Origin of the sequence: Nocardioides okcheonensis (genome assembly GCF_020991065.1) — a bacterium.
GTDB classification, from domain to species: Bacteria; Actinomycetota; Actinomycetes; order Propionibacteriales; family Nocardioidaceae; genus Nocardioides; species Nocardioides okcheonensis.
The window spans coordinates 1,657,461-1,679,892 of record NZ_CP087710.1 but is presented as its reverse complement, the minus strand read 5'-3'; the positions used below and the strand labels follow the sequence as shown (position 1 = coordinate 1,679,892).

Below are 22,432 nucleotides of genomic sequence, written 5' to 3'. Positions count from 1 at the left end.
GCGCAACACGTCGAACGAGCTCGAGTAGAACGCCCCACGCCGAAGGCACCCCGGAAGCCACAGACGCTCCCGCGCCAAGGAGAAGCACGTGAGAGGACGGAGCGGAGTGGAGCGTGTAGCCCAACGACAAGACTGGGTCGATCAGGGGTCGTGCCATGACGGAAGAATGACCCATCGCACCGACAGCCGCGCCGAATGCTCCCTCGACTCGCCCGTCGAGAGGTCAGTGACGACGCGCACTGGCAAGGGTGATGCCCTTCGCCACGAGAGTGTCGACGTCAGGACGGGTCGGTGACACTCCCCGGGCCAGTACACGACCGCCAATGCGCCGGATGACCACCTTCAAGAAGCGAACGCTCATCGCCTACGAGGTCGACTCCTCTGGTGAGCGCGTGGTGAATGTCCTCGGGGTGTTCCAACGGTGGTCAGGACTGGGAGGCCGTGCTCCGCGACGAGTGCCCCGCGAAGGCCGCCGCCTTTGACCGGGCCGAGATGCGCCGGCGACGATCGAAGGCCACAAGAACGCGTGAATGCAGGTCAAACTGACCAGGATGCGGGACCCGCGGACGCGGCGGTTCGTATGCTGGCTCGATGACGCCCGGGGGAAGCATCATCGATACGGTCATTACTTGGCTCGATGAGGCGATTGCCGCCTCGAATGGGCCAGCGATCTTCTCGAGTCCGTTTCTGTCATACGAGATCTGTCGAAAGCTCGCTGTTGCGGCGGATTCCTCGCCCCAACAGTTCGTGCTTCTCACCTCGCTTGATCCCAGCGCAGTGGCGAACGGCTACTGGTCAGTCGAAGGGGTCCGAGCGTTGCTTGGGTCCGGCGTCGAGGTTCGCCACATTGAGCGCCTTCACGCAAAGTGCTTCATCGTCGGCGACCGAGGGGTGATCGGATCCGCCAACCTCACCGGGGCGGGGATGGGCGTCTCCGCCAAGGCGAACAAGGAAATAGGTGTGAGCCTGAACGGCGAGCAAGTTCGCGAAGCACGTGCGTTGATGGACAGTTGGCCGTCGCGGCCGGTGTCTGACAGCGATCTCTTGCGGCTGCTCGAGCTAGCTGGCGAACTGGGCCGATCGCGCGAGGGTCAGAAGGACGTTCTCGATGCTGATTCGGCGCTGCAACTGGCCGAGGGGCTGCTGGCCGACGCTCGGGACGGCCGCTCGCTCTGGCTGAAACTCGAATACGGGGATCCAGCCCTGGACGGGTGGCGATCAGCTTCATGGTTCGCCAGTCCCAAAAAGGGTCGTCCCGGGTTCAGGCCTGGTGATCTAGTCATCATCTGCGCCAAGAAGACCAGCGACGGCTACGCCGTTGTAGAGATTGTGGGTGACCCCGAGTATCAGCCCGCAGCCTACGAATTGTGGACAGCCGCTAACGACCCCGAGGCGCTTGACCGCTGGCCTTGGATCAGCTCCACAAAACCTCGACTGGTTCCGGAGGACCTTCTCGACTTGAAGCTGGGAGAGCTTGGCGTCAGGGCTCAGGCTTTGCAGAACGGACACGTCCGCCTCAAGCTCGATCAGTTCAGTGCCGGCGTGCGTTCGCTTGCAAGGCTCGCAACGACTGGATAGGAAAGTGCTCGGCCTCGGGGAGTTGCAGACGCGGCCCAACGTCTGACCTCCCTTGCCATCCCGGCACGGCCGGGGTGACACTCCGCTCACCCACCACCGGGAGCAGCGAGTTGGACGTCGAGGACTACCGCGCAGCGCGGCGTACGCGCCTGGTCGAGGTCGCGACCGGCCTCGGCGTGCCCGCCGCCGAGGCGGGGCAGGTGGTGGACCGGGTGATCGAGGCCCAGCGCCGCGCGATCCTCCGGGCCGAGGACCCCGACGACGTCGTCGTCCCGGCGCTGCGCGCGGAGGTCCTCGGCGGCCCGCGTCCGCGGCGGGCCTCCCTCGCGATCCTCGCCTTCGCCGGCGTGGTCCTCGCCGCCTTCGCGTTCGCGGGCGTCAGCACCCTGGACGACCGGCCGCCCGACGGCCCGGACGACACCGACGACGGCCGCACCGCCACGGTGCCGTCGCTGCTGGGTCTCACCGCGGACGAGGCCGCCGCCGCGCTCGGTCGCGAGCGCATCTCGCTGCGGGTCGAGTCCGTCCCGCAGTGCAACCCGGCCGGGCAGGTCCTCGGCTCCGTGCCGCCCATGGGCGCCGTCGTCGGGGCCGACGAGGTGGTGACGGTGATCGCGACGTCGACCCCGCGGTGGTCCTGCCCCGACGACGAGGGCGCCCGCACCGTCGCGTGGGCGTTCCTCCGGTTCCTCGTCTCCGGCTCGGCCCGTCCCGACTTCGCGCCGGAGGTGCGGGTCTTCGTGGACGGTGAGCAGGTCGGCGTGGCGACCGGGGCCGAGCCGACGGCCTCGCCCGGGTGGCGCGCCTCGCTGCGCGACCCCGTCGTGCGCTACGTCGCCCGACCGGTCGCCAACGACCTCGGGCAGCCGGTCGTCTCGGTGACGCGCGGCGTACCTCCCCGGACCACCTGCGGCCACCTGAGCGCGGTCCCGTCGGGGGTCGAGGCCGCGTCGACCCGGCTCGTGCTGACGGCCGGCGGGCTGGAGGCGGCCGGTCGGTGCCCGCTGACGATCGACCTCTTCGAGGACGCGCGCGGCGCGGTGTCCGCCGTCGCCCTGACCGCTCCCGGTCCCGGCCGGCGGCTCGGGCCGCCGCCCTGGGTCCGCGCGTCGGGGCAGGGCTGGCGCCGGACCGCCCGGTCGGGAGCTGCGGCTCAGTAGGGCGTGAGCAGCTGGTCGACCGGCGCGAAGTCGTCGGTGAGCACCGGGGCCGACTGCGTCCACCCGGCGAGGTCGTCGCCGGCGAGCGACCGCCAGCCCAGGTCGCGGGCCGCCATCTGCTCCACCACGGCGTCGGCGTCGAGCGGCGCGTCGGAGGCCACCAGCACGAGGTTGCCGCCGTCGTCGCCGTCGAGGACCGCGGGCGGGGCGAGCAGCGTGACGTGGTCGAAGACCTCGGCGGTCGTGCGCACGTAGGCGCGGGCGAAGTCGAGCGGGCCGTGGTCGATCAGGTTGGCGACGTAGAGCCCGTCGTCGCGGAGCGCGGCGTCGATCCCCTCGAGCGCCTCCACCGTCGCGAGGTGCCACGGCACGCTCACCCCGCCGAACGCGTCGCCGACGACGAGGTCGCGCCCGTCGCTCCCGAGCCGCTCGATGCCCTGGCGGCCGTCCTCGACCCGGACCTCCGTCCCCGCCGGGAACGAGTCCCCGAGCAGGTCGACGTCGGCCGCCACGACGCCGCCGTCGATCTCGGACACGAGGGCGTCCGAGCCCGGTCGGGTCGCGTCGAGCCAGCGCGGCAGGGTCAGCCCGCCGGCGCCCAGGAAGTAGGCGTCGAGCGGATCGTCGCCGGGGAGCCCGACCTCGACCGCCGCGGCCATGGCCCGGACGTAGGCGAACTCGAGGTGCGTCGGGTCCTCGAGGTCGACGTAGGAGTGGCGCAGCCCGTCGAGGACCAGCGTCCGCCCGGTCGCCCGGTCGGCGTCGGCCGCCACCGCCAGGCAGTGGTACGTGGTCTCCGTGTCGCAGCCGCTCGGCGTCGCGGTCGCGGCCAGCGCGCCCATCGCCACGACCGCGCCCAGGACGGCGTCGCCGCGGCCCCGCCGACCCGTGGCCTGGACCGCGACGGACGCGGCGAGCAGCAGCACGCCGAGCCCGACCAGGATGCCGCTGACCGGCACGCGCGAGATGAGCACGAAGCCGGTGAGGACGGTCCCGGCGATGGCGCCGACGGTGCCGATGCCCGACAGCCGTCCGACCACCGCGCCGGTCTCGTGCAGGCTGGTCAGCCGCAGCTTGACCACCACCGGGCTCACCGCCGAGAGCAGGGCCCCCGGGACGAGGATCGTCAGGGCGGCGGCGAGCGTCAGCAGGTCCGGACCGGCGGCGGCCGCACCGCGCACGACGACCGGCGTCACCGCGACGGCCGCCCCGGACACACCGAGCAGCGGTCCCAGCAGCGGCCGCGGGGCCACCCGGTCCGCGACCCAGCCGCCCGCCCAGGTGCCGGCGGCGATGGCGGCCAGCGCGAGCCCGATCACCAGGGTGCTGGTCTCGAGGGTCAGCCCGAAGTGGGGCGCCAGCAGCCGCAGGGCGACGAGCTCGACGACGAGCACCGCCGCCGACGAGCCGAACACCAACGCCGCCGCGGCGACGGGGCCGAGGCCGACCGTCGGTCCCTGCTCGTCGTCCATGGGACGGATCCTCGCAGTCGGCCCCTGACGCGGTCCGTCGCGGGGCGCGCTCAGGCGGAGCGGGTGGCGGCCGCCAGCGCCGCGCGCAGCTCGTCGGCGCCGACCCGCTTCGCGGTGGCGCCGGACCACTGCCCGTCGGGGCTGCCGTCGTAGGGCAGGCCGTAGGCGGGGGTGTCGGGCTGGAAGCGCCACCCCTCGGCCAGCGGACCGGCGTCGACGGCGTCGTAGCCGATCCGGTCGAGCAGCGCGGTGGCGGCGTCCTTGGCGGCCTCGTCGTCCCCGGCGATCGCGAGCACGCTGCGCTCGTCGCCGTGCCCCGGCGCCTGCGGCCGCGCGAGCGCGGCGAGGTGCTCGAAGAAGATGTTGTTGAAGACCTTCACCACGCGGGCGCCGGGGAGGGTGTGGGCCGTCAGCTCGCTGGCCGTGGTCGAGCCGTCGTCGAGCGCGGCGATCCGGCCGTCGCGCTCCGGGTAGTAGTTGCCCGTGTCGAGCACGACCTGGCCGTCGAACGCCTCGACCGGCAGGTCGCGCAGCGCCTTGAGCGGCACGGTGAGGACGACGAGGTCGCCGTCGGCGGCCGCCTCCTCGGCGCTCGCCGCGCGGGCGTGGGGGCCGAGGTCCGCGACGAGGTCGGCCAGGGTCTCCGGGCCGCGACTGTTGGCGATCACCACGTCGACGCCCGCGTCCACCGCGAGTCGCGCGACGGTGCTGCCGATGTGTCCTGCTCCGACGATTCCCAGCGTGGTCATGACCGGCTCAACCGCGTCGGCGGACCGGTTGTTCCGCCCCTGTCACGCGACGGGGCGGCCACCGCGTCTGTGAGGGTATGACCATCCTGACCGAGGCGGGGGCACGGACGATGAGCGCGGACGACGCGGTGGACTTCACCGACCTCGTGCACCACACCGGACGTCGCATGCACCGCACGGCCTACCTGCTCACCGGCGACCCGCACGCCGCCGAGGACCTCGTCCAGGCGGCGTACGCGACGGCGTTCCGCAAGTGGCGGCTGGTCAGCCGCGCCGACGACCCGGCGGCCTACACGCTGCGCATCCTCACCCGGCAGTTCCTCTCCGAGCGGCGGCTGCGGCGCTCGACCGAGGTGGTGACCGACCGGGTCGCGGACGTCGGGGCCCCGGCCGGCGAGCCGACCGACCGGCTGGTGCTGCTCGACGGGTTGGCCCGGCTCTCGCCCCGCGACCGGGCGGTGCTGGTGCTGCGGCACTGGGAGGACCGCAGCGTCGCCGAGACCGCCGCGCTGCTCGGGATCTCGGAGGTCGCCTGCCGCACCCGCACCGCCCGCGCGCTCGCCCGGCTGCGCGCGGTCCTGCCCGACCTGGAGGACTTCTCATGAGCACCCTGCACGACCTGTTCGACGAGGTCAGCCGTGACCTCGACACCGACCTCGCCGTCCTCGACCGGGAGGCGCGGCTGCGCGCCGCACGCGAGACCCGGCGTCGCCGCGGGGCCGCGGTCCTCGGCGCGGCCGGGGTGGCGGCGAGCGTCGTGGTCGGTGCCGCGCTGCTCGGCGGGGGCAGGCCCGCGGACGCTCCCGCGGCGGACGGCACGACGTCCTCCGCGAGCCCGACGCCCGCGCCCACCACGGGCGTCCCTGCGCCGTCGGCGCCGCTCACCGGCCGCAGCGCGGCGGCGCTGCTACGCGAGGTCGTGGAGGACGTGGCCCCCGGCACCACCGGCGACTACGCCGGCGAGGGTGACGTGACCCGCGGTCACGGTGACGTCTACGCCGAGCTGGTGCTGCGCCCCGCCGCGGGCGGCGGGTTCGGCACGGTCTCCGTCAACGTCCAGGGCCGACGGCTGGTCGAGCTGCTCGGCGGGCCCGCCTGCCCGTCGAGCGCGCTCGACTGCGTGGTGGGCGACCTGCCGGGCGGGGACTCCCTCGTGACCTACCGGAGCGCCCCGGACGGCGCCGGCGACGTCCGCCTCGTGGCCGAGGTGTGGCGGGCGGACGGCACGACCCGGTTCGTGGTCGCGGCGACCAACGGTCGTGACCTGGGCGGCGGTCGGTGGGACGTCTCCCGGCCGACAGCCGTGCTGTCCGTGGACCAGGTGGCCGCGGTGGTCACCGACCGGCGCTGGGGGCCGCAGGTGCCGGACGACGTCGTCGCCGCCGGCGAGCGGCTCGAGCCCTACCGGTCCCTCGCGTCCTCCCTCGACTGAGCACGTCGGCTCAGGCGCGCCCGCGCCACTCGTCCGCGAGCTGCGCGAACACCAGCTGGGTCGTCCACGCCCCCTTGAAGTGGACCGCGTCGACGTGGCGCGCCTCCTGCCGGAACCCGAGCCGGCCGAGCAGCCGGACCGAGGCGTCGTTGCCGTCGACCACGACCGCCGTCAGGCGGCGCAGGCCGAGGTCGGCGAAGGCGAGCCGGACGATCGCGCCGGCGGCCTCGGCGGCGTACCCCTGGCCCTGGGCGTCGCGCGCGAACGCGAACCCGATCTCGCCCTGGCCCTCCGACGCCCACTTGAGCAGCACCTCACCGACGACCCGGCCGGTGTCGCGCACCTCGACGGCCAGCACCAGCCACTGGCCGTGCGCGACCAGCTCGGCCTGGGTGAGCTTGACCCGCAGCGTCTCCTCGGTGGCGGCGCGGTCGCGCACCGGCCACGGCACGAACCGCACCACCTCGGGGTCGCCGTGGAAGCGCGCGAGGTCGTCGAGGTCGTCCATCCGGTGCGCCCGCAGGACGAGCCGGTCGGTGCCGATCGGCAGCCGGACGTCGAGCGCGGTCACAGCGAGAAGTGGCCCGGCGCGAGGCTGCGCAGCACGCAGAACTCGTTGCCCTCGGGGTCGGCGAGGACGGTCCAGGACTCCTCGCCCGACTGACCGATGTCGGCGCGCGTCGCGCCGAGGGCGAGGATCCGCTCGACCTCGTCGTCGTGGGACCGGTCGACGGGGGAGACGTCGAAGTGGACCCGGTTCTTGGTGACCTTGTCCTCCGGCACCTGCGCCAGGAAGATCGTCGGCGCCACCGGCCCGGAGCGCACGGCGTCGAGCAGGTCGGCGTCGTCGCGCCCGGCCGGCCCGATCTCGACGAGCCCGGGCTCGCGGTGCAGCACCACCCAGTCGAGCACCGCGGTCCAGAACTCGGTGAGCCGGTCGGGGTCGTGGCAGTCGAGGGAGATCTCGGTCAGTCGGGAGGCCATGGCTCGATCCAAGCACGACGGCCGGTGCCCGGCGCCCTGGTTGGATCGGGGACGTGCGCACCCTGCTGAACGTCGTCTGGCTGGTCCTCGGTGGCTTCTGGCTGTTCCTCGGCTACCTGCTGGCCGGCGTGCTGCTGTGCCTCCCCGTCATCACCATCCCGTGGGCGATCGCTGCCTTCCGGATCGCGACGTTCGCGCTGTGGCCGTTCGGGCGGACGGTCGTGGCGAAGCCGTCGGCCGGCGCGGGGTCGTTCGTCGGCAACGTGATCTGGTTCGTGCTGGCCGGCTGGTGGCTGGCGATCGGTCACGTGCTGACCGCGATCGCCATGGCGATCACGATCATCGGCATCCCGCTCGCGATCGCCAACCTCAAGCTGATCCCGGTCTCGCTCGCGCCGCTGGGCAAGGACATCGTGCCGACCCGCCGCGGTGACTTCGACCGGGCCGGCTGACAGCGCGTACGCCGACATCGTGGAGCCCCCGAGCCACCAGGTGGCTCAGGGGCTCCACGGTCGCCTCGGGATCCCCGGTCAGCCGGGGATTCCGAAGCGCCTCAGAAGTCCTCGTCGAACCCGACCGCGCCGGTGACGCCGACCTGGTAGGCCGAGACCTTCCGCTCGAAGAAGTTCGACAGCTCCTGCACGTCCTGCAGCTCCATGAACGCCAGCGGGTTCCTCGAGCCGTAGATCACCGGCAGGCCGAGGCGCTCCATGCGGCGGTCGGCGACGTACTCGAGGTAGCTGCGCATGTCGGCCGTCGACAGGCCGGCGACGCCGCCGCCGAGCAGGTCCTCGGCGAACTGCGCCTCGGCGTCCACGCCATCGACGAGCATCTGCCGCACGTCGGCGGCCATCTGCTCGTCGAAGAGCTCCGGCTCCTCCTCGCGCACGGTGTCGACGACGTCGAACGCGAACGACATGTGCATCGACTCGTCACGGAAGACCCAGTTGGTGCCGGAGGCCAGGCCGTTGAGGAAGCCGCGCGAGCGCAGGAAGTAGACGTAGGCGAACGCGCCGTAGAAGAACAGTCCCTCGATGACCGCGGCGAAGCAGATCAGGTTGAGCAGGAACTTGCGGCGGTGCTCCCGGGTCTCGAGCGCGTCGAGGTCAAAGACCGAGTCGATCCAGCGGAAGCAGAAGTCGGCCTTGGCCTTGATCGAGGGGATGTTGTCGACCGCCGCGAACGCCTCGTGGCGCTCGGTCTCGTCGGGCACGTAGGTGTCGAGCAGCGTCAGGTAGAACTGCACGTGCACCGCCTCCTCGAAGAGCTGGCGCGACAGGTAGAGCCTGCCCTCCGGGGAGTTGACGTGCTGGTAGAGGTTGAGCACGAGGTTGTTGGCCACGATGGTGTCGCCGGTCGCGAAGAACGCCACCAGCCGTGACACCAGGTGCCGCTCGGCGTCGCTGAGCCGGGCGAGGTCCTTGAGGTCGGAGTGCAGGTCGACCTCCTCGACGGTCCAGGTGTTCTTGATGGCGTCGCGGTAGCGGTCGTAGAAGTGCGGGTAGCGCATCGGCCGCAGGGTGAGGTTCATCCCCGGGTCGAGCAGCATCCGCGTCGCGGAGGGGTCGGTGGCGGGGGTGTCGGTCGTGTCGTGCGTGGTGGTCACTGGCAGGCCTCGCAGCTCTCGGGGTTCTCCAGCGAGCAGGCGAGCGCCTCGTCGTCGGAGAAGGTGGTGGGGGTGGTCGGGGTGGTCGGGGTGGTCTCGACGACGGGGGAGGGCGCCGGGGCGGTCACCGACGTCGTCGTCTGCTGGATCCGCGTCGCGGGGCGCGAGCGGAGGTAGTAGGTCGTCTTCAGCCCGGACTTCCAGGCGTGGAGGTACATCGACGAGAGCTTGCCGATCGACGGACCGGCGATGAACAGGTTGAGCGACTGGCTCTGGTCGATGAACGGCTGCCGGGCGGCGGCCATGTCGATGAGCGCGCGCTGCGGCAGCTCCCAGGCGGTGCGGAAGAGGTGGCGTACGTCGTCGGGGATCACGGCGATCCCCTGCACGGAGCCCTCGGCGCGCTTGATCTCCTCGCGCACCTCGGCGGTCCACAGCCCGCGCGCCTTGAGCTCGCGCACGAGGGCGGTGTTGACCTGGAGGAACTCGCCCGACAGCGTCTCGCGCTTGAACAGGTTGGACACCTGCGGCTCGATGCACTCGTAGCAGCCCGCGATCGACGCGATCGTCGCCGTGGGCGCGATCGCGACGAGCAGCGCGTTGCGCAGGCCGTGCTCGGCGACCCGCTCGCGCAGCGCGGCCCAGCGCTCGGTCTGGGTGCCGGTGACGTCCCAGAGGTCGGGCTGCAGCACGCCGCCCGCCGCGCGGGTCTCGGCGTACGCCGGGTGCGGGCCGTGCCGCTCGGCGAGCCCGCAGCTGACCTCGAGGGCGGTCAGGTAGATCTCCTCCGACACCCGGGTGGACAGCTCGACCGCCTCCGGGGAGTCGAAGGGCAGGCCGAGGGCGAAGAACACGTCCTGCAGCCCCATCAGCCCGAGGCCGACCGGTCGCCAGCGCGGGTTGGAGGCGGCCGCCTCGTCGCTGGGGTAGTAGTTGACGTCGATGACCCGGTCGAGCAGCGGCACCGCGGTGCGGACGGTGGCGCGCAGCGCGTCCCAGTCGAGGCCGTCGGCGGTGAGGTGCTGGGCGAGGTTGACCGAGCCGAGGTTGCACACGGCGGTCTCGCCGTCGGAGGAGACCTCGATGATCTCGGTGCAGAGGTTCGACAGGTGCACGACCGGGCCGCCCGGGGTGTCGCGGGTCTGGTTGCAGGTCCGGTTGCTGGCGTCCTTGAAGGTCATCCAGCCGTTGCCGGTCTGGGCGAGCGTGCGCATCATCCGGCCGTAGAGCTCGCGGGCGCTGACCTGTCGCACCACCCGGCCCTCATCCTCGGCGCGACGGTAGGCCTCGTCGAAGGCCTCGCCCCACAGGTCGGGCAGCTCGGGCGCCTGGTCGGGGTCGATGAGCGACCACGGCTCGTCGGCCTCGACCCGGCGCATGAACTCGTCGGGCACCCAGTGCGCGAGGTTGAGGTTGTGGGTGCGGCGCGCGTCCTCGCCGGTGTTGTCGCGCAGCTCGAGGAACTCCTCGACGTCGGGGTGCCACGGCTCGAGGTAGACGCAGGCGGCTCCCTTGCGGCGCCCGCCCTGGTTGACCGCGGCGACCGACGCGTCGAGGGTGCGCAGGAACGGCACGATCCCGTTGGACTGGCCGTTGGTGCCGCGGATCAGCGCACCGCGGCTGCGGACCCGCGAGAACCCGATGCCGATGCCGCCGGCGAACTTCGACAGCTTCGCGACCTGCGCGTAGCGCGAGTAGATCGAGTCGAGGTCGTCGCGGGGGCTGTCGACGAGGTAGCACGACGACATCTGGGTGTGCCGGGTGCCGGAGTTGAACAGCGTCGGCGACGACGGCAGGTAGGCCAGGCGCGACATCAGCCGGTAGAACTCGATCGCCTCGCCGGTGCTCTGCGCGAGGCCGCATGCGACCCGCAGCAGGAAGTACTGCGGGGTCTCGATCACCAGGCGGGTCGAGGGGTGGCGCAGCAGGTAGCGGTCGTAGACGGTGCGCAGGCCGAAGTACTCGAAGCGCCGGTCGGCGTCGTGGTCGACGGCGAAGTCGAGCTTGCGGGCGTTGTCCTTGACGAAGGCGGCCGTCTCGTCGCCGATCAGGCCCTCGGCGTGGCCGAGCGCGACCGACTGGCTGAACGACGCGACGCCCTGGTTGCGGACCTCCTTGTCGACGTAGCCGGCCAGCAGCCGCCCGGCGAGCCGGGAGTACTGCGGCTCCTCGCCGATCATCTCCGCGGCGGTCTGGATCGACAGCCGGTCGAGCTCGGCGGTGGTGGCGCCGTCGTAGAGCCCGCTGATGGTGCGGGTCGCGACCCGCATCGGGTCGACGTCGGCCAGGTCGGCGCTGACCCGGTCGACGGCGCGGACGATCTTGTTGACGTCGACGGGCTCGCCGTCGCCGTTCCTCTTGCGGACCTGCATCGCGGTGCGGCCCGGTGACTCGGTGATGGTCACTTCTCTCTCCTCGCGAGACGGACGGGGTCCGGGCACGCGGGAAGGGGAGGGTGCGTACGGCGCGGCGCGGGCGCAGCGGCGTACGGGAGCCCACCGGCCTTCCCACGAGGCCTCGGACCACCGCACCCGGTCGGGTGCGGTGCGCTGGCAGGTCTTCGGACTCGCGGGCACGCCTCACGCAGAACTCCTGCGTTCGACCCCTACTGGCCGTCGCTTCCCAGGCCTCTCGGCCCAGTGCTTCGTGACGGCGGTCGTTCCCACTCACCGCTGCGGGGCAGTCCCGGACTCACACCGGGTTCCCTCTTGCCTCGACGCGCCCGGGTTGGCGCGGCGAACCAGCTGCGTCGACCACCATATGTGGACTCGTCCGCGATGTGGGGGACCACATCTTGTGTCGGCGTGTCAGCGCGCCGATCCGGCCGTCACCGGCTCCGCGGCTTGCGTCGACCGCTCGGCGCGCCGCACCCACAGCAGCAGGCACAGCACGCCGATCGAGCCGGTGCCGAGCACCAGCACGAGCCAGGGCCACGGCGAGGACCCGGTGGCGCGCAGCCGCGGCTGCACCAGCCACCACGCGGCGCACGCCATCAGCAGCAGGTCCATCCAGATCTGCACCTCCCAGGCGGTGCCGACGTGCTCGGGCCAGAAGCCGCCCGGCCCCTCGGTCGCCACGGCGTAGGCCGACCAGGCGGTGAACAGCGCGAGCGGGACGGCGGGCAGCCACCACTGGCGCACCGGCGAGCCGGCCGTGCGCACGATCACGACGAAGGAGGCCACGGCGACGGCGGCGGCCAGCAGGGGGAGGGTGCGGGTGAGGTCCATGCTCCGAGCGTCCCGGCCGGAGGTCGTCGTCTCAACTACCTCGCAGGTAGTTGCCGCGACGACCTCGACCGCGCTTCGATGGGGGCGTGAGCGACCAGCACGAGGCCCTGCCCGGGCTGCTCAAGCGGGCGCGGTCGCGTCGGCGGATCAGCCAGCTCGACCTCGCGCTGGAGCTCGGGATCAGCCAGCGGCACCTGTCCTTCGTCGAGCTCGGTCGCGCCCGGCCCAGCCGCGACCTGCTGCTGCGCTGGCTCTCGGCGCTGGAGGTGCCGCTGCTGCTGCGCAACCAGGCGCTCCAGGCGGCCGGTCACGCGCCGGCCTTCGACGAGGGCGGCTGGGACGCGGCCGGGCTCGAGGAGGCGCGGCAGGCCGTCGCGCGGCTGCTGCGCAGCCACGAGCCGTGGCCGGCGCTGCTGCTCGGGCCGGAGTGGGACGTGGTGGCGGCGAACGCGGGCGTGGCGTGGCTGCTCGACGCGGTGGGCGTGGAGGCCGACCTGCCGGGGCCGGACGGCGCGGACGGGCCGCCCCGGGTCAACCTGCTCGACCTCGCGCTCGGTCCGCTCGGCGCGGTCGTCACCAACCTGCCGGAGGCAGCCGCGGTGCTGCTCGGCCAGCTGCGCCACGAGGCGGTGACCCGCCCCGCGCTGCGCGAGCGCGTGGAGCTGGTCGCCGCGGTCGCCGCCCAGCTCGACCCCGGTGCGGCGTTCCCGCCCGTCCTGGTCAGCCGTTACGCCAGCCGGCACGGCGAGCTGGCGTTCCTGAGCATGTTCACCACGTTCGGCACGCCGCACAGCGTGACGCTCGAGTCGCTGCGCGTGGAGCTGATGTTCCCCGCCGACGAGGCGACCCGCGTCCTGCTCGAGTGAGCCTCAGTGCGCGGCGTGCTCGCGGGCGATCGCCGCGCCGAGGCGCGCGTTGTGCTCGACGAGCGCGATGTTGGTGCGCAGCGAGGCGCCTGCGGTGAGCTCGACGATCCGGCCCAGCAGGTACGGCGTGGTGTCCTTGCCGGTGATCGCGAGGGCGTCCATGTCGGCGAGCGCGCGGTCGATGATCGCCCCGATCTCGTCGGCGGGGATCTCGGCCTCGGCCGGCACCGGGTTGGCGACGACCACGCCGCCGGCCAGCCCGAGGTCCCACTTGGCCCGCATCAGCGCCGCCACCTCGGCGGCGGAGTCGACGCGCATCGGCGCGGCGAAGCCGGACGAGCGGGAGTAGAACGACGGGAACTCGTCGGTCCCGAACCCGAGGACCGGGACGCCGAGGGTCTCGAGGTTCTCCAGGGTCAGGCCGATGTCGAGGATGCTCTTCACGCCCGCGCAGACCACCGCGACCGACGTGGTCGCCAGCTCGGTCAGGTCGGCCGACACGTCGTACGAGGTCTCCGCGCCGCGGTGCACGCCGCCGAGCCCGCCGGTCACGAAGACGTCGATGCCGGCGAGGGCCGCCAGCCGCATGGTCGAGGCGACGGTGGTCGCGCCGTGCAGCCCGCGCGACACGACGTAGGGCAGGTCGCGGATCGAGACCTTCAGCACCGACGCGTCGGACGCGAGCAGCTCGAGGTCGTCGGGCGACAGGCCGATGGTCGGCCTGCCGTGCAGCACCGCGATGGTGGCCGGGACCGCCCCGCCCTCGCGGACGATGCCCTCGACGGTGCGCGCCATCTCGACGTTCTGCGGGTAGGGCATGCCGTGGCTGATGATCGTGCTCTCCAGGGCGACGACGGGCCGCCCTGCGTCGAGCGCCTCACGCACCTCGGACGTGATCGTCAACATCGGTGACCTCTCTCGGAGTCGGGGGCTCGAGGGCGGACATCGCCTCGGCCAGGTCGGGTCGGACGGTGTGCGGGCTCGTGATCGTGGCCGCCGCGGCCCGGTGGCCCTCGCGGGCCGCCTCCACCGGGTCGGCGCCGCGCAGCCAGGCGGCGATCCAGCCCGCCAGCATCGCGTCGCCCGCACCGGTGACGTCGACGACGTCGACCGCGATCGCGGGCAGGTGGACCGGCCGGGCGTTCTCGCGGCAGACGTACGAGCCGCGGGCGCCCTCGCGCAGCCACACGTGCTCGACGCCGCGGTCCCAGAGGTCGTGGACCGCGGACCACGGGTCGTGCGGACGCCCGACGAGGGCGCCGACCTCGTCGGAGTTGGGCGTCACCAGGAACAGCTCCTGCACCTCGCCGGACAGTCTGGCGGCCTTCGCGACCGAGACCGGCTCGAGGGCGACCGGGACCCCGGCGTCCGCCGCGGCGGCGCGCACCTTCGCGACCTGCGCGGGCGCGAGGTTGCCGTCGACGACGACGAGGGCGGCGTCGCCGAGGTGGAGGGTGTCGAGCTCGAGCGCGTCGACGACCGCCATGTCGGAGACGGCCGAGACCAGCTCGCCGTGGTGGTCGAGGACGGCGGTGTAGGTCCCGGTCGCGGCGCCCGGCACCCGGCGTACGGCACCGACGTCCACGCCGCAGGCGGCGGTCACGCGGAGCGCCTCGTCGCCGAACGCGTCCTGGCCGACCGCCGACACCAGCCGCACCGGCGCGCCGAGCAGGCCGAGGCAGGCGGCGACGTTGCGGCCGACGCCGCCGGGGGAGATGCGGGTGTGGCCGGGGTTGCTGGTCGCGGCGACGAGCGGACCGGCGGAGCGGGCGACGACGTCCATGTTGGTCCCGCCGACGACCACCACCCACTGGTTCACGCGCAGATCCTGACAGAGCCGCGCGCCGGGGCTACGGTCGGGAGGTGATCTGGATCACGGGGGGACTCACGCTGGCGGTCGTCGTGGCGTGGCTCGACCGGCGGCAGCGCCGCCGGGACGCCGAGGACCGCGCCCGCCCCGGGCTGCCAGCGCGCAGTGCGCAGCCGCGACGCGGCGTGGGGCACCTCGGCGAGGCGCCGGTGACGGTCCACCACCGCCTCGGTGGGGCCAGCAGCCGCGACTGAGCCCGCCCGTCGGGCGCTGGCCGGGCGCTGGCCGCCGGGCGCTGGCCGGGCGCTGGCCGGCGCCTCCGTTCCCGTCGTCTCGGTTCCCGTCGTCCACAGCCCCGCGCCACCTCCCCCGGTAGTCCGCTGCGAACGGCCGGTCGATCGGGCCTCGCGACCGGCCGATCGCAGCGGACTACGCCGGAGGGTGTGGAGGACGCGGCGGCTCAGATCTCGTCGTCGACGTACGTCGGCGCCGCGACCCGCCACCCGGCGAGCGCCAGCGGCACCGACGTCAGCGCGAGCAGCACGAGCACCAGGTGCCAGTCGCCGGTGGCGTCGTGGAGCAGGCCCACCGCGAAGGGACCGATCGCGGCGAGCGCGTAGCCGACGGGCTGCACGAAGCCGGAGAGCTGGGCCGTGACCGACGGGTGGCGCGTCCGGGCGGTGATCAGCGCGATCGCCGTCGGGAAGGCCAGGCCGGACAGGCCGAGCAGCAGCGCCCACAGCCACGGGACCGTGGCCGGGGCGACCAGCAGGCCGGCGTACCCCAGCGCCAGCAGCACGCCGAACGACACCGTCAGCGGACGGAGCCCACGGCCGCGGGCGATCACCGTCGGCATCGCGAGGGCGCCGATGATGCCCATGCTCGACAGCAGCGCCTGCAGCGCACCGGCGTGCGAGGCGGACAGGCCGGCGTCGCGGTAGATCTGCGGCAGCCACCCGAACTGGACGTAGGCGTGCATCGACTGCACGCCGAACAGGACGGTGAGCGCGATCGCGGTCGGTGAGTGGCCGACCCGGCCGGTCGGCGCCTCGTCGCCGACCTCGTGCTCGGTCGGGGAGCGGCGCTCGCGCAGGGCGAGCCACGCCCACAGCGGCAGCGAGACCGCGAGCAGCAGCCCCCACATGCCGAGCCCGGTCTGCCACGACCCGGTCGCCTCGGTGACCGGGGCCGTCGCGAGCGAGCCGATGGTGCCGCCGACGACCAGCCCCGTGCCGTAGACCGTCATCAGCACCACGGCGTGGCCGTGCGCCTTGATCCACGCCGGCACCAGCACGTTGCCGACCGCCATGCCGGCGAGCGCGAGCACGGTGAGGACCAGGAAGACGGGGACGCTGTCGGTGGTGACCCGCAGCAGCAGGCCGACGGTCGCGAGGGTGAGGCCGAGCGCGATGCCGGCGGTCATGCCGACCCGGCGGGCGAACGCCACCGCGAGCGCGCCGACGACGCCGAAGCACAGGCCGGGCAGGCCGGTCATCGCGCCCGCGACGCCCGCGCTCATGCCGAGGCCGTCGCGCACCTCCTCCAGCACCGGGCCGGGCGACGACGCGCCGGGGCGGAGGTTGACCGAGACGAGGACGACGGCCGCGACCAGAAGGGCGTACGGCACCGCCCGCGCAGCGGTCCGGGTGGGGGAGGTCCGTGAGTCAGCGTCGGGCACGTGCACCGAGCCTAGGCGCGAGCAGCAGCACGCCGAGGACGAGGGTGGCGACGACGACGAAGGACGTGGCGGTGCCCTGGTCGCTCACGCGTCGCAGCAGCATCCCGCCGACCAGCGCGCCGAGCCAGACCACCACCCCGGACGTGAGCGCCGCCGGCGGCCGCCGCGTCAGCGCCAGCACGGCCCACGCGAGGAGCGTCCCGGCGAGGAACGGCCACGCCGTGGTCCACCAGCCGGCGGGGGTCAGCGAGCCGTAGTGGCTCAGCCGGCCGACGACGGCGAACAGCCCCACCAGGGCGAGGTCGATCAGCAGCCACATGGCACCGAGCCTAGGCACCCCGGGGCTAGGGTCGGGCCATGAGGTCCACGGTCCACTGGGGGGTGGCCCACGGGCTGCCCACCCTGATCCTGCGCCGCGCCGCCGACCGCGGCGACCTGCAGGCGCGGCTGGTGCGGGTCGGCGCCACCGGGACCGACGAGGTGTTCGACCTCGTCGAGGAGATCCGCTCGCGCGGGCCGATCTACCGCTCACGGATCGGCTACGTCGCCACCAGCCACGCCACGGTGCGCGAGGTGCTGACCAGCGACGACTTCCGGACCGGCTTCCCGACCGACCATGGACCGATCGGTCGGGTCGCCCGCTGGGCCGCGCCGCGCACGCTGCACCCCGTCGAGCCGCCGTCGCTGTTGGTGAGCGAGCCGCCCGACCACACCCGCTACCGGCGCCTGGTCACGCGGGTGTTCACCATGCGCGCGGTCGAGCGGCTGCGGGAGCGGACCGAGGAGATCGCGGCCGGGCTGCTCGACGACCTCGAGCCCCGCGCCCACGACGAGGTCGACCTGGTCGAGTCCTACTGCGCGCTGCTGCCGGTCACGGTCATCGCGGAGATCCTGGGCGTGCCCGAGGCGGAGCGCTCGCGGGTGCTCGACTTCGGGTCCGCCGCGGCACCCAGCCTCGACTTCGGCCTCGGCCTGCGCCGCTACCGCTCGGTCTCGCGGGCGCTGGCGCAGTTCGACGCCTGGCTGGGCCGCCACCTCGAGCAGCTGCGGCGCGAGCCCGGCGACGACCTGCTCAGCGAGCTGGTGGCCGTCCGCGACGAGGGTCGCGGCCTCGACGAGACCGAGCTCAAGGCGACCGCCGGCCTGGTGCTCGCGGCCGGCTTCGAGACGACGGTCAACCTGCTCGGCAACGGCATCGCCCTGCTCCACGACCACCCCGGCCAGCGCGCCCGCGTCGTCGCCGACCCGACGCTGTGGCCCAACGTCGTCGAGGAGGTGCTGCGCCTCGACCCGCCGGTGCTGCTCACCGCGCGGATGGCCCAGCGCGACACGTCGCTGGCCGGCACGACCGTGCGCGCCGGGTCGATGGTGACCGCCGTGCTCGGAGGCGCCAACCGGGACCCGGAGGTCTTCGCCGACCCCACGACGTTCGACGTCGCCCGCACCAACGCCCGCGACCACATCGCGTTCTCGTCGGGCCGCCACCACTGCCTCGGCGCCCAGCTGGCGCGGATGGAGGGCGACGTCGGGCTGCGGGCGATCTGGGAGAGGTTCCCCGACCTGCGGCTCGAACCGGGTGCGCGCCGGCGCGAGACCCGCATCCTGCGCGGCTTCGAGACGCTCCCTGCCACGCTGCGTCCCTGAGCCCGCGTCCCTGACGCGTCAGTCGAAGCGGCGGCGGTCCATCGAGACGATCCAGCGCCGCCGGGGGTGCTCGGTGACCGACCAGAGCCGGTCGGTGGACGGCCACCAGCTGAGGTCCTCCGGCCCCATCGGCAGCGCCCAGCGGTGCACGCGCATCGAGCCGGGCTCGCCCGCGCAGATCGTGCCGGGCATCCACGGCCCGCGGGAGACGGTGACGTGGAAGCGCCCGCCCGCGAGGACGGCTCCCTGCATCTGCCGCACGCCGCCGTCGTCGACCGCCAGCGGACGGGAGAACCCGTCGTCCCCGGTCGCGAGCTGCCAGGTCGCCGGGTCCAGCGGGAAGCGCGCCAGCCGGGTCGTCGCGCCGGCCTTCAGGGCGTACTCGCCCGCGACGAGCGCCGGCGGCGTCGAGCGACGGTCGAGCGACAGGAAGGAGTAGCGCAGCTTCTCGTGGCCTTCGTCGGTGTGGGCGCGGTAGGTGAACCGGACCGGCAGGACGTAGCGGTGGCCGTAGGAGTGGAGGGTGCGGCCCTCGATCCCGAAGCGGTCCGGGTGGTCGTCGTCGCCCGGCACCCGCATGATGTCGTCGACGCGGGCGGTCACGAAGCCGCGGCTGGTGGCCGCGACGTGGAGGTACGGGCCCGCCCAGACGATGCCGCCGGCGTGGATGTTGAGCGGCTCGAGCGACAGCGTGCCGTCGTCGTCGAGCACCGCCTGCACCAGCAGGACGTGGCGGTAGCGGCGCGCGTCGAGGTCGACGAAGGTCACCCGTGAGCCTCGCTTCACGCCGTCCCTGCCCGTCGAGTACCACGTGGTGACCAGCACCCGACGGCCGTCGACGTCCTCGGTGTCGGAGGCGTCCGCGCTGGTCGAGATGCCCTGCGGGTACCACGCCTCGTCGCGCTCGTCGTAGGGGTCCCAGCGGTACGCCTCGCGCACCGCGCGCCCGAGCAGCCGCGGCACCACCCGCGCGCGGCGCAGCGGCCAGCGCAGGTCGTCGAGCAGGCCCCCGAGCCCGGCCGGCTCGCCGAGCAGGTCCGCGAGCGCCGCGATCTCGCGCACGTCCTCGTCGGTGCGCGCGAGGTGCAGCCCCTCGACGTACGCCGGCTCGCCCGCCGTGGGCCCGGTCCACGGCTGGCCGTCCTCGGGTGTCCGGGCATCGGGCTGGTCGTCACCGGCTGGACGCATGCCCCGACCCTAGCCAGCCGCCGTACGGCGCGGCCCCACCCGCGCGGGGGGACCCCGCCGCTACGCCCCGCCCGCCCTCCACACCCTCCCGCCCCTCCACACCCCTCCCGATAGTCCGCTGCGATCGGCCGGTCGATCGGGCGAACCGAGCGGCCGATCGCAGCGGACTACTGATTCCTGTCCACCGCCACGGCGCGCGGATCGGCGTCAGAGACCGCGCGCGGCCGCCCAGTCCGCCCACCACGCCGGCTGCTGCAGGGTCCACGTGCGTTGCGTCGGCGCCTGGAACAGCGAGCGCTGCCGCGCGGCCGTCATCCGTTTCGCGACCAGGTCCCGGTCCTGCAGGTCTCCGCCCACCACCTCGAAGCACTCGAGCCCGTGGTCGCGCAGACGCTGCTCGCGCGCGACGTCGTCGCGGTGGCGTCCACCCTCCTTGTGGTCAGCTCCCTGGTACTCGCCCACGCAGCCGGCCTCGACGTCGAGCAGGTCGACGATCGCGATCAGTCGCTCGGAGCGGTCGAAGAGCGGGACGTTGCACAGTGGCCGGGGCAGCCCGGCGTCCCACATCCACACGAGGGCCATCCGCACCTCCTGGGGTGACCGGCACCTCAGGCCCGCGGCCGCAGCGACGTCGCGCACGAGGGCCACCGCCGTCCAGGCGTTGCGCTGGGCGACGTACGCGCGGAACCCGCCGATCGTCATGAGCCCGGCCGCGATCGCCATCTCGACGTCGACGACGCCCTGACGCAGTGCGCCGTGCCGGCGTACCTCGTCGAAGACGGCGCGGGTCGCGACGGTGACCCAGAGACCGGCGACGAGCTCGCGTTCGCCGGCGGCGAGCTGGGCCTTGGACAGCAGGACGCGGCCGTCGGGGCGGAGGTCGTGGCCGCCAGTGACCAGGGGGACCGGCAGCAGCTCACCGGTCGCGTGGTCGATCCCCTCGAAGAACGTCGCCTCCTGCCAGCGGAGGGAGGCCCACCCGGTCACCGCACCGTGGGCGCGGATCCTGGAACCCTGCTCGAGGATGCGTTGCTCAGGATGGGCGGGCGCGTCCGACGGGACGTAGAGCCCGTGCGAGGTCTGGCGCCAACGCGGGCCGGCAGCCTGGTGCCTGGTCGGGCCGAGCGCACCCGTGGGATCGCGCGGGACCGGCGCCACGAGGTCGCAGGGCCGGACGCAGCGTGGGTGCCAGCGGTGGAGGTCCATGGACCGACGAGACGCCATGCCGGGCGGCCGCGTCCTCCGCGCGCGTGCCGACCTGTGGATCGTCCCCGACGAGCGCGCGCTGTGGATGCCCGGCGGCCCGCTGTGGGCGTTTCCGACCTCAGCCATCCCCACCCCTCGCGATAGTCCGCTGCGATCGGCCGGTGGCGGGGCCCCCGGGACCGGCCGATCGCAGCGGACTACCGGCGGGGGTGTGGAGGGGCGGACTACCGACGGGGGTGTGGAGGGCGGGCACCGGGCGGGAGGGGCGGGCACCGGGCAGCCGGGGGAGAATGCCGGCGTGAGGGCGATCTTCTTCGACGAGGACGACGCGCGGGCGGTGGTCGCGCGGCTGGTGGCGGACGGGTTCGAGGCGCGCGTCGAGCGCGAGCGGCTGGCGGGCGAGGACGACGACGAGGACCACCCGTGGGCGGTGGTGAGCGACGCGCCGGCGTTCATGCTCGAGGTGCTCGTCGACACCCACGACGGCTGGCTCGACGAGGGCGGCGACGGGCCCGGGGAACACCCGACCCCGCTCCCGCCGTTGGACCTGCCGACGGCACCGAGGACCGTCAAGCGCCCCGACCTAGGCTGAGGTACATGTCGCACAACGACCGCCGGATCCTGCTCGTCCACGCCCACCCGGACGACGAGTGCATCAACAACGGCGCCACGATGGCGCGCTACGTCGACGAGGGGGTCGGCGTCACGCTCGTCACCTGCACGGCGGGCGAGATGGGCGAGGTGCTGGTGCCGGAGCTGTCCCACCTGGCCTTCGAGGAGCAGGGCGGGCTGGGCGAGCACCGCCGCGGCGAGCTCGACGAGGCGATGGCCGTCCTCGGCGTCACCGACCACCGCTTCCTCGGCGGCTACGGCCGCTTCCACGACTCCGGCATGGCCTGGCACGCCGACGGCCACGCGATCGCGGCCGAGGAGATCCCGGACAACGCGTTCTGGACCGCCGACCTCACCGAGGCCGCCGACGAGCTGGTGAAGGTGATCCGCGAGGTCCGCCCGCAGGTGCTGGTGACCTACGACCAGTTCGGCGGCTACGGCCACCCCGACCACATCCAGGCCCACCGCGTCGCGATGTACGCCTCCCAGCTGGCCGCCGCGCCGTCCTACAGGCTCGAGCTCGGCGAGCCGCACGACGTCGCGAAGATCTACTGGACCGCGATGAGTGAGTCGCGGATGCGCGAGAGCCTGCGCCAGCTGCGCGAGTCGGGCGACACCGAGACCTTCAAGGGCATGGAGCCCGACGGCAAGCTGCCGCCGTTCGTGACCCCAGACGCGCTGATCAGCGCCCGCATCGACGGCAGCGCCACGGTCGGGCGCAAGATGGACGCGCTGCGCAAGCACGCCACGCAGGTCGAGCAGGACGGCCACTTCTTCTCGGGCGCGGAGAGCGGCCACTCGTGGTGGTCCGACGAGTACTACCGCCTGGTCAAGGGCACCCCCGGCAAGGTCGGTGACGACGGGTTCGAGGAGGACCTCTTCGCCGGCCTGTGAGGACGCTCGGTGCCCTCGTCGTGGGGGCGGTGTCCGGCGCGGCCGGCACGCTGGTGCACCAGCACTGGTGGGGCCTGGCCCTGGCCCTGGTCACCGGCCTCGTGGTCGTCGCCTGGCTGCCCGCGGGGGCCGTACGCCTGGCCTTCGCCGTCGGGTGGTGCGTGCCGGTCGTGCGGGGCGCGCTCGCCCTGCCGTCGGGCGGCTTCCTGGTCGCGGCGAACGCGCCGGGATGGTCGTTCCTGGCGGGTTCGGGCGTGCTCCTCGTGGCGGCGCTGCTGACGCTCGGGTCCGCCGCGGATCCGGGATCCCGCGGTCCCGCCTCCTAG

The 22,432-nt window shown here is 73.5% G+C and carries 24 protein-coding genes and 1 riboswitch; of the genes, 11 read left to right on the top strand and 13 right to left on the bottom strand.

Annotated elements, in window-relative coordinates:
* Window positions 1-591: 591 nt before the first annotated feature.
* Together LN652_RS08120 and LN652_RS08115 are read left to right on the top strand one after the other, a co-directional pair.
* On the top strand, window positions 592-1,578 hold the full coding sequence (locus LN652_RS08120; protein ID WP_230444160.1) for a phospholipase D-like domain-containing protein: 987 nt from the start codon (window positions 592-594) through the stop codon (window positions 1,576-1,578).
* 110 nt (window positions 1,579-1,688) lie between these two features.
* Complete coding sequence (locus LN652_RS08115) at window positions 1,689-2,738, top strand: hypothetical protein (protein WP_230444159.1); 1,050 nt, start codon at window positions 1,689-1,691, stop codon at window positions 2,736-2,738.
* Here the strand turns inward: LN652_RS08115 and LN652_RS08110 are convergent.
* The gene (locus tag LN652_RS08110) at window positions 2,732-4,210 is read right to left on the bottom strand and encodes a fused MFS/spermidine synthase (protein WP_230444158.1); all 1,479 of its coding nucleotides are present in this window, start codon (window positions 4,208-4,210) and stop codon (window positions 2,732-2,734) included. The two genes, LN652_RS08115 and LN652_RS08110, sit on opposite strands and share 7 nt — an antisense overlap.
* Window positions 4,211-4,260: 50 nt before the next feature.
* A complete protein-coding gene (locus tag LN652_RS08105) occupies window positions 4,261-4,959 on the bottom strand; it encodes an NADPH-dependent F420 reductase (protein WP_230444157.1) in 699 nt (232 codons plus the stop codon).
* A gap of 77 nt (window positions 4,960-5,036) precedes the next feature.
* On the opposite strand from LN652_RS08105, the gene LN652_RS08100 reads away from it, so the two are divergent.
* A complete protein-coding gene (locus LN652_RS08100; protein ID WP_230444156.1) occupies window positions 5,037-5,564 on the top strand; it encodes a SigE family RNA polymerase sigma factor in 528 nt (175 codons plus the stop codon).
* Complete coding sequence (locus LN652_RS08095) at window positions 5,561-6,391, top strand: hypothetical protein (RefSeq protein WP_230444155.1); 831 nt, start codon at window positions 5,561-5,563, stop codon at window positions 6,389-6,391. The genes LN652_RS08100 and LN652_RS08095 overlap by 4 nt, the downstream gene beginning before the upstream one ends.
* A gap of 10 nt (window positions 6,392-6,401) precedes the next feature.
* Here LN652_RS08095 and LN652_RS08090 read toward each other — a convergent pair whose 3' ends face one another.
* Both LN652_RS08090 and LN652_RS08085 read right to left on the bottom strand, forming a co-directional pair.
* Entirely contained in the window at window positions 6,402-6,962 is a 561-nt protein-coding gene (locus LN652_RS08090) for a GNAT family N-acetyltransferase (RefSeq protein WP_230444154.1), read from the bottom strand.
* Entirely contained in the window at window positions 6,959-7,375 is a 417-nt protein-coding gene (locus LN652_RS08085; protein WP_230444153.1) for a VOC family protein, read from the bottom strand. The genes LN652_RS08090 and LN652_RS08085 overlap by 4 nt, the downstream gene beginning before the upstream one ends.
* Window positions 7,376-7,428: 53 nt before the next feature.
* Between LN652_RS08085 and LN652_RS08080 the strand changes: the two genes are divergently transcribed.
* Window positions 7,429-7,827: a YccF domain-containing protein gene (locus LN652_RS08080; RefSeq protein WP_230444152.1), complete on the top strand. Its 399-nt coding sequence runs from the start codon at window positions 7,429-7,431 to the stop codon at window positions 7,825-7,827.
* Between the two features lie 101 nt (window positions 7,828-7,928).
* On the opposite strand, the gene LN652_RS08075 is transcribed toward LN652_RS08080, so the two are convergent.
* The 3 genes from LN652_RS08075 to LN652_RS08065 all read right to left on the bottom strand — a co-directional run bounded on the left by LN652_RS08075 (window position 7,929) and on the right by LN652_RS08065 (window position 12,208).
* The gene (locus tag LN652_RS08075) at window positions 7,929-8,981 is read right to left on the bottom strand and encodes a ribonucleotide-diphosphate reductase subunit beta (protein ID WP_230444151.1); all 1,053 of its coding nucleotides are present in this window, start codon (window positions 8,979-8,981) and stop codon (window positions 7,929-7,931) included.
* Entirely contained in the window at window positions 8,978-11,386 is a 2,409-nt protein-coding gene (locus tag LN652_RS08070) for a ribonucleoside-diphosphate reductase subunit alpha (protein ID WP_230444150.1), read from the bottom strand. The genes LN652_RS08075 and LN652_RS08070 overlap by 4 nt, the downstream gene beginning before the upstream one ends.
* Before the next feature lie 129 nt (window positions 11,387-11,515).
* Window positions 11,516-11,742, bottom strand: a riboswitch (cobalamin riboswitch).
* Window positions 11,743-11,788: 46 nt separating this feature from the next.
* Window positions 11,789-12,208, bottom strand: a complete 420-nt coding sequence (locus LN652_RS08065; RefSeq protein ID WP_230444149.1) for a hypothetical protein — start codon at window positions 12,206-12,208, stop codon at window positions 11,789-11,791.
* Between the two features lie 86 nt (window positions 12,209-12,294).
* Between LN652_RS08065 and LN652_RS08060 the strand changes: the two genes are divergently transcribed.
* Window positions 12,295-13,074 carry a helix-turn-helix domain-containing protein gene (locus LN652_RS08060; RefSeq protein ID WP_230444148.1) on the top strand — a complete coding sequence of 260 codons (780 nt, stop codon included), beginning with the start codon at window positions 12,295-12,297 and terminating at the stop codon, window positions 13,072-13,074.
* A gap of 3 nt (window positions 13,075-13,077) precedes the next feature.
* Here the strand turns inward: LN652_RS08060 and LN652_RS08055 are convergent, their stop codons facing one another.
* Both LN652_RS08055 and LN652_RS08050 read right to left on the bottom strand, forming a co-directional pair.
* Entirely contained in the window at window positions 13,078-13,980 is a 903-nt protein-coding gene (locus LN652_RS08055; protein ID WP_230444147.1) for a pseudouridine-5'-phosphate glycosidase, read from the bottom strand.
* Window positions 13,952-14,893 (bottom strand): carbohydrate kinase family protein, encoded by a 942-nt coding sequence (locus tag LN652_RS08050; RefSeq protein ID WP_230444146.1) that lies wholly within the window; start codon window positions 14,891-14,893, stop codon window positions 13,952-13,954. Before LN652_RS08050 ends, LN652_RS08055 begins: the two co-directional genes overlap by 29 nt.
* A gap of 44 nt (window positions 14,894-14,937) precedes the next feature.
* On the opposite strand from LN652_RS08050, the gene LN652_RS08045 reads away from it, so the two are divergent.
* Entirely contained in the window at window positions 14,938-15,138 is a 201-nt protein-coding gene (locus LN652_RS08045) for a hypothetical protein (protein WP_230444145.1), read from the top strand.
* Between the two features lie 206 nt (window positions 15,139-15,344).
* Here LN652_RS08045 and LN652_RS08040 read toward each other — a convergent pair whose 3' ends face one another.
* The gene (locus tag LN652_RS08040; protein WP_230444144.1) at window positions 15,345-16,562 is read right to left on the bottom strand and encodes an MFS transporter; all 1,218 of its coding nucleotides are present in this window, start codon (window positions 16,560-16,562) and stop codon (window positions 15,345-15,347) included.
* Entirely contained in the window at window positions 16,549-16,881 is a 333-nt protein-coding gene (locus tag LN652_RS08035) for a DUF3054 domain-containing protein (protein ID WP_230444143.1), read from the bottom strand. The genes LN652_RS08040 and LN652_RS08035 overlap by 14 nt, the downstream gene beginning before the upstream one ends.
* 38 nt (window positions 16,882-16,919) lie before the next feature.
* Between LN652_RS08035 and LN652_RS08030 the strand changes: the two genes are divergently transcribed.
* Entirely contained in the window at window positions 16,920-18,206 is a 1,287-nt protein-coding gene (locus tag LN652_RS08030; protein WP_230444142.1) for a cytochrome P450, read from the top strand.
* 18 nt (window positions 18,207-18,224) lie between these two features.
* Here the strand turns inward: LN652_RS08030 and LN652_RS08025 are convergent, their stop codons facing one another.
* Window positions 18,225-19,394, bottom strand: coding sequence for a hypothetical protein (locus LN652_RS08025; protein WP_230444141.1), 1,170 nt, complete (start codon window positions 19,392-19,394; stop codon window positions 18,225-18,227).
* Window positions 19,395-19,601: 207 nt separating this feature from the next.
* The gene (locus LN652_RS08020) at window positions 19,602-20,600 is read right to left on the bottom strand and encodes a hypothetical protein (RefSeq protein ID WP_230444140.1); all 999 of its coding nucleotides are present in this window, start codon (window positions 20,598-20,600) and stop codon (window positions 19,602-19,604) included.
* Between the two features lie 298 nt (window positions 20,601-20,898).
* Here LN652_RS08020 and LN652_RS08015 point away from each other — a divergent pair, with 298 nt between their 5' ends.
* From LN652_RS08015 to LN652_RS08005, 3 genes are read left to right on the top strand one after another with little or no spacing between them, the layout of a single operon-like run.
* Complete coding sequence (locus tag LN652_RS08015; protein WP_230444139.1) at window positions 20,899-21,192, top strand: hypothetical protein; 294 nt, start codon at window positions 20,899-20,901, stop codon at window positions 21,190-21,192.
* 5 nt (window positions 21,193-21,197) lie between these two features.
* A complete protein-coding gene (gene mshB / locus LN652_RS08010) occupies window positions 21,198-22,106 on the top strand; it encodes an N-acetyl-1-D-myo-inositol-2-amino-2-deoxy-alpha-D-glucopyranoside deacetylase (RefSeq protein WP_230444138.1) in 909 nt (302 codons plus the stop codon).
* Entirely contained in the window at window positions 22,103-22,432 is a 330-nt protein-coding gene (locus tag LN652_RS08005; RefSeq protein ID WP_230444137.1) for a hypothetical protein, read from the top strand. The genes mshB and LN652_RS08005 overlap by 4 nt, the downstream gene beginning before the upstream one ends.

Excerpts from the sequence above, each read along its gene's own strand:
- LN652_RS08035 (WP_230444143.1), bottom strand. The coding sequence starts at position 16,881 with ATGTGGCTGCTGATCGACCTCGCCCTGGTGGGGCTGTTCGCCGTCGTC.
- LN652_RS08110 (WP_230444158.1), bottom strand. The coding sequence starts at position 4,210 with ATGGACGACGAGCAGGGACCGACGGTCGGCCTCGGCCCCGTCGCCGCG.
- LN652_RS08095 (WP_230444155.1), top strand. The coding sequence starts at position 5,561 with ATGAGCACCCTGCACGACCTGTTCGACGAGGTCAGCCGTGACCTCGAC.
- LN652_RS08105 (WP_230444157.1), bottom strand. The coding sequence starts at position 4,959 with ATGACCACGCTGGGAATCGTCGGAGCAGGACACATCGGCAGCACCGTC.
- LN652_RS08100 (WP_230444156.1), top strand. The coding sequence starts at position 5,037 with ATGACCATCCTGACCGAGGCGGGGGCACGGACGATGAGCGCGGACGAC.
- mshB (WP_230444138.1), top strand. The coding sequence starts at position 21,198 with ATGTCGCACAACGACCGCCGGATCCTGCTCGTCCACGCCCACCCGGAC.
- LN652_RS08025 (WP_230444141.1), bottom strand. The coding sequence starts at position 19,394 with ATGCGTCCAGCCGGTGACGACCAGCCCGATGCCCGGACACCCGAGGAC.
- LN652_RS08055 (WP_230444147.1), bottom strand. The coding sequence starts at position 13,980 with ATGTTGACGATCACGTCCGAGGTGCGTGAGGCGCTCGACGCAGGGCGG.
- LN652_RS08065 (WP_230444149.1), bottom strand. The coding sequence starts at position 12,208 with ATGGACCTCACCCGCACCCTCCCCCTGCTGGCCGCCGCCGTCGCCGTG.
- LN652_RS08020 (WP_230444140.1), bottom strand. The coding sequence starts at position 20,600 with ATGGACCTCCACCGCTGGCACCCACGCTGCGTCCGGCCCTGCGACCTC.
- LN652_RS08030 (WP_230444142.1), top strand. The coding sequence starts at position 16,920 with ATGAGGTCCACGGTCCACTGGGGGGTGGCCCACGGGCTGCCCACCCTG.
- LN652_RS08120 (WP_230444160.1), top strand. The coding sequence starts at position 592 with ATGACGCCCGGGGGAAGCATCATCGATACGGTCATTACTTGGCTCGAT.
- LN652_RS08085 (WP_230444153.1), bottom strand. The coding sequence starts at position 7,375 with ATGGCCTCCCGACTGACCGAGATCTCCCTCGACTGCCACGACCCCGAC.